Source organism: Neisseria sp. P0022.S010, assembly GCF_051956635.1.
In genome coordinates, this window is the sequence record NZ_JBQCXF010000228.1 from 1 (window position 1) to 4,639 (window position 4,639).

Annotated in this window: 3 protein-coding genes and 1 pseudogene; all 4 read right to left on the reverse strand. The window is 50.5% G+C overall.

Annotated features, from left to right (window positions below):
* The coding region (locus tag ACTHUT_RS14220; protein WP_440418932.1) for a glycosyltransferase at positions 1–436 on the reverse strand (436 nt) is incomplete at its 3' end.
* Positions 433–1,743, reverse strand: coding sequence for an O-antigen ligase family protein (locus ACTHUT_RS14225; RefSeq protein WP_250599556.1), 1,311 nt, complete (start codon positions 1,741–1,743; stop codon positions 433–435). The genes ACTHUT_RS14220 and ACTHUT_RS14225, both read right to left, overlap by 4 nt.
* 42 nt (positions 1,744–1,785) lie before the next feature.
* Positions 1,786–3,212, reverse strand: a pseudogene (locus ACTHUT_RS14230) (oligosaccharide flippase family protein).
* 168 nt (positions 3,213–3,380) lie between these two features.
* Positions 3,381–4,637 carry a nucleotide sugar dehydrogenase gene (locus tag ACTHUT_RS14235; RefSeq protein WP_440418933.1) on the reverse strand — a complete coding sequence of 419 codons (1,257 nt, stop codon included), beginning with the start codon at positions 4,635–4,637 and terminating at the stop codon, positions 3,381–3,383.
* Positions 4,638–4,639: the final 2 nt, after the last annotated feature.

Consider the following 4,639-nt stretch of genomic DNA (forward strand, 5'->3'; position numbering starts at 1 on the left):
GTTTTTCGCGTTCGTGTTTGCAGTTGCCGATGATGTACACGCCCAGCTTGTCGAAAAGCTTGGCAATTTTCGGATAAGTTTCCGGATCAAGGCCGCGCGCGTGGTAGAACACTTTGGTTTTCGGCGAAGCGAGCTTGGCTGCAATGGCGCAGGCTGGAACGATACGCGCCATTTGGCAGTGAATCACATCAGGTTTTTCTTTTTTCAGCAGCTTCATATAGGCAAACATGCCTTTGACGTAACCCAAAAGACCGCCTTGGTAAAAATCGATCGGCTGCCAACGGATGCCCAATGCTTGCGCTTCCTGAATCAGAGGGCCGTCTGAAGAGGCCAATACGATATCGTGTCCGCGTTGTTTGAGCAGGCGGCCGAGGCGGAAAGTGGCGTTTTCAGTGCCACCGAGACCGGACATGGAGGTAGTCAGGATGATTTTCATGATGGTTTCTTCGTATCGTATAGTGTTTCGTTGTATGCGTAAGCGGCCATATCTTTCAGCTTGGGCGCAACAAATACGCTGTAAATAAAAATCAGCAGGCAGGGCAGCCAGATAAACGGCATACGTAAAATGGTGGATGGAATAAAACCGGCCAGCAGGAAAATGCCCAAGGCAACCCAAGCCAGTACGCGTGATTTATTGGTTAGTGCACGGCTTGAGGCAGTGTAGAGGAAATAAAACGCTACAAATGCAATAAAGCCGAGCAGGGAAATTATGCCGAAACCCAAATACAGTTCGATGATAAAACTGTGCGGATTTTCAAAACCCACGCTGTTACTCAAGTGGCCGCCGAAATATTCGCGGAAGTTTTTAGGACCGTAACCGGTCAGCAGCAGGGGCGGATTGTTCCAGAAGTAGTTGTAAATCTCCTGACGGTAGGACACGGAGTTGTCGCTGCCCAAGTCGTACAGGAAGAGGTACACGCGGCTGGAAAAACGTTCCAAAAACTGGTTGCCGTTGAGCGACAGCAAAAATTCCGCAATCGCGCGTGACGGAATCATCGACAACACTAACGCCAGCAAACCAGCTACGCCGACTGTAATAAAACCGTTTTTGCGATAGGCCGTATAAACCAGCAAAATCAACAGGTAACAGCCGATGGCGGTACGCGATACACTGGCGAAAATGGCCATGCCCAACAGCAGGAACAAACCCCAGCCCAGTAGTTTTTCTTTGTGTTTTCGTCCTTGGAGTTGGAAGAAAAACAAAATGGCAGGTGCAAGGCAGACTGCGGTGGCGGCAAGGTTGTTCGGGTTAAAGAACAAGCCTTTGAGTGAACCTTCATCAATAGCCAACTCATCGCTGGCGCTCACAAACTGAATGCCGGTGGCCAACTCTGCAAAAGGCGGCACGGCGATAAACAGCGTAAATACGATAAGGAACTTTTGAATCGTTCCCAAAGGGTCGTCGGCACGTTTCGATACTTGGTAAAACAAGTAGAAGAAAGCCGGAATCGCCATAAAAAACAAAATATCCATGTACTGCGTCGGCGTCAGCGACGTAATACCCATGTGGATGGCAGGCCAGATGCACATGGCGGTCAGGGCGCAGAGCATGGCAAAAATCTTGCGCGGAATATGCTTGCTTTCCAGAAAAAATACGACAAAACCAAGCAGTACAAATATCAGGGTCAGCGGGTTGTCGATACGCGGCACGCCGACCTTAAAGGACAGCGCGGGTCCCAGCATATAGGCTGCGAGCATGATGTATAGGATGTAAGTGTATAAGTTCAGACGTTTTATTTTCATGGTCATTCTGTTGTTATCGTAGAGACGTGGATCTCAGGTTGGCTATTTTGCCGAACGGTTTAATTTGGCTTTGATTTTTTCGGTCGTGGCAAATAGTGCGTGTTTGTATTTTAGGAACAGGAAACCCAGTCCGACTGCCCATGCCAGAGCAAACCAAATGTAGTTGTCGCGCGTACCCAGCCAAGTGTAGGCAAGGCAGATCATCAGGCAGAGCGTTGAGTTGGTATAAATCTTCAGGCGCGGCAAAGGTTGCCATAGGCGTGAAGAGAATTCGGTTTTAAAGATGAAAAACAGCCAAAAAGCCGTTGCGCTGGCCATAGCCGCACCTTTTGCACCAAATTTCGGTACCAGCAGATAGAGCAGGGCGGTATTGGCGATAAAGGCAACGATGTTGATGACGGTAATCAGCCAAGTCGAGCGAACGACGTTCAAACCGATGCCGCTGACTTCGGTCAGCGTGTAAAACAGGGGGAAGAGCATACACGAGAGCAGGATAAATTGAACCTGCGTGTATTTTTCCGGCAGTATCCAGGTCGCCATCGGCGAGAAAATCCCGATGAGGCAAATCATTGCGCTGATGAGGACGGTCATGGAAAGCGTGATGTCGCCGATTTTGTCCAGATTGTTTTTTTCTTCTACCCATTTGAACACCAAAGGCGCCCAAATGGTGGAAAACACGCTTTGGAAAATCAGGGCGACGGCGCCAAAGCTGACCGCCATCGAGTAAATGCCCAACTCGTCCAAGCCCGAGATGTTTTTGAGGACGAAGCGGTCAATCGAAGTCAGGCCCCAATAGGCCAAGTTGCCGAATGCCAGCGGCAGGCCGTAGCGCAGGCCGTCCCGATGCAGCTCGGGCGACCATTTCGCATGGGAAACGGCTTGCAGGTCTTGGCACAGCTGATATATCAACAGTACAACGGTCAGCACTTGGGCTGCGGTGTAGGTAAAAACCAGCGAAGTAGTATTGGTAGGCAAGCCGGAAGCAATCACGGCAAAAACCAACAACAAAATCAAGAATTTCGGCGCAAGCTGGCTGACGGAAAAGCCAATGCCTGCTCTTTCATCCGCAAAATCAGAGCTAAAAAACGGGTAATCAGCGTGGTGGTCAAGAAAATCAGAAAGAGAATCCCCAAATTTGCGCTGGGGATGTCAAAAATGATTTCAGACGGCCATGATGCGTTTATCAATAACACTAAAACCACAACCGCCACAGTCAGAATCAATGGCGATAAAAAAACGGATTTGAACAGCGCGGCCTTGTCTTTAACGGCGTAATAGTCGCGAATATAGGATTGGTCCAGCCCCAAGCCCAAGAGCAGAATGCTCAGTCCGGCAATGGTCTGCAAGAGTACGATACGGCCGATGTCTTCCGCAGGGAAGTACCATGAGATGAGTGGCAGGGAAAGCAGGCCGAAGGCGGCGCTTCCTACCGGGCCCAATGCGTAGCCGAGAATTTTTTTCGCGTTCATATTATTTGTTTTCAGACGGCCAGAAGTTCGAGCTGAGCGTTTTTTGTAAGGTATGTGTTGTTACCGTTGCCGGTTTGCCAAGGCCGTCTGAAAAACAAATGGCCTTGGGAAACCGGCCGCCGTCCCGGTCGGGGAAACCGGAGGCAGCCGGATGCGTTTGAAGCAAGATTATGCTTTGATGACTTTAGGATTTTTCACTGGGAATTTGCCGCGTGTATCGACAATCAGCTTGGCATGTTCGGTAATCATGTCATAGTCGAATTTGTCGTGATCGGTGGTCAGAACCACGCAATCGTATTGGGCGACAGTTTCAGGGGTCAGCGCTTCGCTCTTCAGATCGAAGTAGTGGTGGCCGGGGATGTGTGGGAACTCTGGAACATGCGGGTCAGAGTAGGAAACCACTGCGCCCAGTTTGTGCAGGCGGTCCATGACTTCCACAGACGGGCTTTCGCGCATATCGTCCACGTTTTTCTTGTAGGCGATACCCAATACCAAGATTTTGCTGTCTTTGATAGAACGGTTGTGGTCATTCAAAGCCAGGCCGACTTTTTCGATAACGTAGTCGGGCATATGGGAGTTCACTTCACCGGCCAGCTCGATGAAACGGGTGTTTACGCCGTATTCGCGTGCTTTCCAAGTCAGGTAGAACGGGTCGATAGGGATACAGTGGCCGCCCAAGCCAGGGCCCGGGTAATAAGCAACGAAGCCGAACGGTTTGGTTGCAGCGGCATTGATGACTTCGTGAATGTCGATGCCCATTTTGTCGGCAACGATTTTCATCTCGTTCACCAAGCCGATGTTTACGGCGCGGTGGATGTTTTCCAGAAGTTTGGTCAGCTCGGCCGCTTTGGTGGAGCTTACTGGAACAACTTTATCGATGGCAGGTTGGTACAGCGCAAGGCCGACTTCCAAACAATCAGGGGTGTGGCCGCCGATGACTTTTGGAATGGTACGGGTTTCAAAGTTAGGGTTACCCGGGTCTTCACGCTCAGGAGAGTAAACCAAGAATACGTCTTGACCGACTTTCAAGCCGCCTTCTTCCATGCGCGGCAGCAATTCTTCTTCGGTAGTGCCGGGGTAGGTGGTGGATTCCAAAGACAGCACTTGACCGGCGCGCAGGTAGGGTTTTACCGCATCGGTAGTGTCGATCACAAAGCTCATGTCCGGCTCGCGGTATTTGTTCAGCGGAGTCGGTACGCACAAAATAACGGCTTCTACTTCGCCGATGCGGGAGAAGTCGGTCGTTGCTTCAAACAGGCTGTTGGAAGCAGCGGCAATTTTGTCGGAAGGGATATGCTCAATGTAGCTTTCGCCTTTGTTGAGCTTGTCGACTTTGGTTTTATCGATGTCGAAACCCAAAACTTGGTAACCGATGTCCACATAGCGCAGCATCAGTGGTAAACCAACGTAGCCTAAGCCGACGATGC